4 protein-coding genes are annotated in these 5,361 nt (G+C 47.3%); all 4 read right to left on the bottom strand.

The window, feature by feature from the left end; genetic code table 11:
- Positions 1–361: hypothetical protein (locus tag KDK18_RS04700; RefSeq protein WP_257253557.1), on the bottom strand; the 361-nt coding region annotated here is incomplete at its 3' end.
- A 152-nt stretch (positions 362–513) separates the two neighbouring features.
- Positions 514–2,745, bottom strand: a complete 2,232-nt coding sequence (locus tag KDK18_RS04695; protein ID WP_257253556.1) for a hypothetical protein — start codon at positions 2,743–2,745, stop codon at positions 514–516.
- 339 nt (positions 2,746–3,084) lie between these two features.
- Entirely contained in the window at positions 3,085–4,629 is a 1,545-nt protein-coding gene (locus tag KDK18_RS04690) for a hypothetical protein (RefSeq protein WP_257253555.1), read from the bottom strand.
- Between the two features lie 66 nt (positions 4,630–4,695).
- Positions 4,696–5,361, bottom strand: a 666-nt coding sequence (locus KDK18_RS04685) for a hypothetical protein (RefSeq protein ID WP_257253553.1), incomplete at its 5' end; no start/stop codon positions are given.

Raw genomic sequence — 5,361 nt, 5'->3', positions numbered from 1 at the left:
GCAGCCATGAATAAGGGTTGGAGAGTAGAGAGGCATCTTTGGTGTTCAGGATCAATTCGTAGCCAACCAGCCGGTGAGTGGCATAAAGTAATTGCCACGAAATCGATTCAATAAGGGGCGTTTTTATCCCGTAAAGGCCAGGTCTGTGTGTTTTTTCATCAGGCGGCGAATTTGGTCCTGCATAGCTATTTGTGTCGGCAATGTCTGGTGGGCTGATCGGTAATGCAGGCAGGCCAGGCTTTATAGAAAAAACCTGTTCTGGAAAAAACGAATTTTGTAGAAGTTCGATAATAAAACGTTCTGTCAACGCTTTGGCCTGAGAGATGACAGGCAGCAACAATAATTGTAATGGCAGTGCCATAACGAGTAAGTGTTTAATCATTCTATCCTTGGGTTCTGAGCGATAGGGAGGAAGGATAGAGCAAAAAAATAACTGTTTTTTCAGTTGAGAATTTTCTGTTAAAAAACTCAAGATTATATCGGGCAAAACCTTATGAACGTGTAGTTGTCAGCTCAAGGGTTGAGGTCTGAGTTCCGGTCCTTGTTAACAGGTTTGCGCTTTCGATGCATTATTCTGTGATACGTCATAGCGGGTGCATTCTTGCAGATCTTCCCGCATGGCCGAGGCTGGCCATCCTTTCCAACCACTGTCAGGTCACAGGTTTGTTGCGTGGTGTGGTCTTTTATTTTGTGATAGTACAGAGTTTGAGCGTTCTTGCAGATCTTCCCGCAGGGCCGGGGCCGGCCATCTTCTCCAACTAATGTCATGCAGCAGATTTGTTGCCCGGTGTGTTCTCTTCTTTTGTGATAAGACAATGTTCCAGTGTTCTTGAAAACCTTCCCGCATGGTCGCAGCTGACCATCCTCCCCAACCACTGTAACGTCACAGGTTTTTTTCCCGGTATGGGTTCTTCTTCTATGATCAGCCAGGGCTTTTGAATTCTCACAAACCAACTTACATGGCTGAGGCTGGCCATCTTTCCCACTCACCGTCACGTCACAGGTTTTTTGCCCTGTGTGGTATCCACGTTTGTGTACTGAAAGGTTTCCAGCATTCTTGCAGACTTTCCCGCATGGCCGCGGCAGGCCATTCTCCCCGACCACTGTTGCGTCACAGATTTGTCGCCCACTGTGCTCTCTTCTTTTGTGATACGCCTGGTTCCTGGCATTTTTGGAGACTTTTCCGCATGTCCGCAGCTGGCCATCCTCCCCGACCACTGTTTCCAAACAGATTCGTTGTGCGGTGTGGTTTCTTGTCTTGTGATTTGTCAGGGCTTCAGCATCTTTGCAGACCTTCCCGCATTCCCGCAACTGGCCATCCTCTCCGGCGACGGTCACACTACATTTTTTTTGTCCGCTGTGTTTTCTGCTTTTGTGCTCCGACAGGGCATTAGGATTCTTGCACACCGTCCCGCATGGCTGGTGCAAACCGTCCTCTCCAACCACTGTTACATCACAGGTTTGTTGCCCGCAGTGGATTCTTCTTTTATGAGTTGACAGAGATCGAAGACTCTTGCAGACCGTCCCGCACGACCACTGCCGACCATCCCTACCGACCATTATAACGTTGCAGGTTTCTTGCCCGGAGTGGTATTTGCTTTTGTGAGATGACAGAGATTTGGCATTCTTGAAGACCTTCCCACATGGCCGCGTCAGGCGATCCTTCCCGACCACGTTTACGACACAGTTTCGTAGTTCGGTGTTGTTTTTTCTCTTGTGATTCGACAGGCCTTGTTGGTAATGGGTGATCCCTCCGGAAGTAAAACAGACCGGAGGTGAAGTCCCATTTTCTTCTGGGAGATCATGATTAATCAGACTGAGTAACTCGTTGGTTACAATGGAGTCATCAGCGTTGAGAGTCAAATTTTCGTGCATTATCAGATCATCATTGAATGACCCGGCAGAGACAGTTGCACAGGCTGCTTCTGCACTCATTGAGAGTGTAGGGTTGCCTGCTGAATTTTCTAATGAATTCATCGTCCATTCTGCGGCGCCCCTGATATCCGGTGATGGTCGGAAACAACAAACGCCAAAACAGGGAAAAATGAAACAATTTAAACCCAGTGTATGCAGAGGTTGATAAGGGTCTCTGCTACCGTCGCCATAGCCAAAATACATGAGGTTGGTGAAGCAGTTTGTGGGTTGGGAGGTAGTTCTCTTGACTTGCTGCTCTGATGATTTTGATGACAGGTATGGTAGTTGGTCATCTCCAGAGCCATGCGTCATAGCCATGGTGGTAAACTGATTATCCCCCTGTCTCTCAGTAGAAGTTGCCTCTTTTTGGTCAATCGTGTTAAACGACGGTGAGTTTAGGTGCCAATAACTTTTTAACAGCCAACCGACAGAGACAAGCACTTCTACAGGTAGCCATGAAGAAGGCTTGGTACATAGAGGGGGTCCTTTACTGGTCAGAAATAGTTCGTAATCTATCAACAGATGATTGGCGTAGAGCGATCGCCAAAAATTTGATTCAATAATGGTCGTCTTTAACCCGTAAATGTTAAAACTGTGTCGTTTGTCATCAACCGTAGAATCAAGTTCTGCATAGCTGTTTGTGTCGGCAATGTCTTGCCAGGTTCCTGGAAAAGTATGCATTCCAGACTTTATAGAAAAGCTCTGGTTTGAAAAATTCACATACTGTATAAGTGCGACAATATCTCGTTCCGTCAAGGGTTGGGCCTGACAAACGACAGTCGACAACAGTATCAGCAATAGCGGCACCAAAAATAGTGAGTTTTTAATCATTTTATCTCTGGATTCTGATCGATAGAAAGGAAGGATAGAGCAAAAAAAATAACAGTGTTTTCTGTAAGAGAACTTCTGTTAAAACTAAAGGTTTTATCGGGTAAAACCTATGAATTTGTGACTTTCAGTTCAAGAGTTGAGACCTCTGTAGGGGGCAATTTCGTAACGAATCTTGATATAAAAGTGAGAGTGTGTACTCGCCAGCAGGTATAACTGCAAGCTTATTGACACAAGCTGAAGATTACCTTGAGCAGAATAAAACGATGGAGTCGGCCATTGTCCGCGAAAAACAGCTGAAGATGTCCCCAGGAGAGGATTGAGACTTAGTTCCGCTCTTCATTAAAAAGGTTTGCGCTTTCGATGTATTCTTCTGTGATCCGTCAGAGCGTGAGCATTCTTGCAGACCTTCCCGCATGGCCTTGGCTGGCCGTCCTTTCCAACTACTGTTATCTCGCAGGTTTGTTGCGCGGTGTGGTCTCTTATTTTGTGATACGACAGGCTTTGAGCGTTCTTGCAGATCTTCCCGCATGGCCAGAGCTGGCTATCATCCTCTCGAACTAATGTTACGTCACAAGTTTGTTGCCCGGTGTGGTCTCTTTTTTTGTGATATGACAGAGTTCCAGCGTTCTTGTAAACCTTCCTGCATGGTCGTGGCTGGCCATCCTTCCCAACCACTGTTAAGTCACAGGTTTTTTGCCCGGTGTGGTAGGTTCTCTTATGATTAGCAAGGGCCCTGGTATTCTTATAGACCTTCCCGCATTGCCGTTCCTGGCCATCCTTCCCGGCCATTGTCTCGACACAGGTTCGTTGACTGTCGCGGTCTCCTCTTTTGTAATTTGACAGGGCTTGTTGGCAATGGATAGCCCCTCCGGAAGGAAGACAACCTGAAGCTGAAGTCTCTATTGGGCGTTTGGAATGGCTGTGCGAAGAGGAAGTCCCGTTTTCTTCTGGAAGGTTATGATGACTCAGGCTGAGTAAACCGTGGACGATAATCGAGTCATTAGCGGAGACAGTCAATTTTCGATGCTCTGTGACACACTCATTGAGTGACCCGGCGGGGTGAGTTGTACCGGCTGCTTCTGCACTCATTGAATGTGTAGGGTTAGCTGTTGGACTTGCCACGGAAATCATCGTCCCTTTTGAGGCTCCCCTGCTATCCGATGCTGGTCGGAAACTACAAACGCCAAAACAGGGAAAGATGAAACAATTGAAACCCAAAGTATGCAGAAGTGAATGAGGTTCTCCGTCACCGCCGCCATAAACAGAATACAGGAGGTTAGTAAAATAACCTCTGGGTGCGTGGGTGACTTCGGGAGCCTGCTGGCCGGGTGATTCTGGTGGCTGGTGTGATTGTTGGTTATGTTCAGAGCCAGCCACCATAGTGATGGCAAACCCCTCTCCCAGCATAGAAGTTATCTCTTTTTGCTCGGTTGGGTTAAACAACGGTAAATCGAGGTTATGAGAGTTTTTAAAAAGCCAAAGGACAGTGATAGCTGCTGCTAAAGGTAGCCATGAATAAAGGTTGGATTTTAGTGGCTTAACATTGGTGTTCAGGGTCAGTTTGTAACCCACCAGCAGGTGAGAGGCGTAAAGTAGCTGCCATGAAATCGATTCAATAAGGCGTGTTTTTATCCCGTAACTGTTAACTTGGTGTCGTTTGTCATAAGGCGGTGAATCTGAATCAGTGCATCCGTTTGGGTTAGCTATGCCTGGCGGGGCCGACAATATTCGCAAGCCAGGCTTTATAGAAAAGCTCTGTTTTGGAAACAATTCATTCTTTTGAATCTCGACAATAAAACGCTCTGTTAACGCTTCGGCCTGAAAGGCGACAGACAATATCGATATCAGCAACATCAGAGCTGCAATGGATGAGTGTTTAATCATTCTATCCCTGCATTCTAATTTATAGAGAGGAAGAATAGATCAACTCATGATAAGGCGAGTGTCAGATCAAGGATCGAGGTTACCGCTCTGGTTTATATCAACATGCTTGCGTTTTCGATGTATCCTTTTATGTTGCGTCAGGTCATGAGCATTCCAGCAGACTTTTCCACATCGCCGCTGCCGACCATCTTTTTCGATCACTGGAAAATCACAGGTACATTGACCGCTGTGTGCTTTTCTTTTGTGCTTCGTAATGGCATCAGCATTCTCAAACACCAACCCGCATGACCGCGGCTGGCCATCTTCCCCGATCACCGGTGCGTTACAGGTTTTTTGCCCCCTATGATATCCGCTTTTGTGAGACGACAGGACTCCGGCATTCTTGCAGACTATCCCACATGGCCGCGGCTGACCGTCCTCCCCGGTCACTGTTTTGTCGCAAGTTTGTGGTTTGCTGTGGATCTTGCTTTTGTGAGCCGACAGGGCTCCGGCATTCTTGCAGAGCATCCCGCATGGCTGCGGCTCGCCATCCTCCCCGACCACTTTTAAGTCACAGGCTTTCTGCACGGTATGCGCTCTTCTTTTGTGATCTGACAGGGCTCTGGCATTCTCAAATAATATCCCGCACGGCCGCGGTTGTTCACCTTCCCTGCTGACCATTACGTCACAGTTTTTTTGCCCTGTGTGGTATCCGGTTTTGTGTGCCGAAAGGGTTCCTGCATTCTTGCAGAC

This window comes from Endozoicomonas sp. SESOKO3 (genome assembly GCF_024606255.1).
This window is presented reverse-complemented; position numbering and strand designations above follow the sequence as displayed.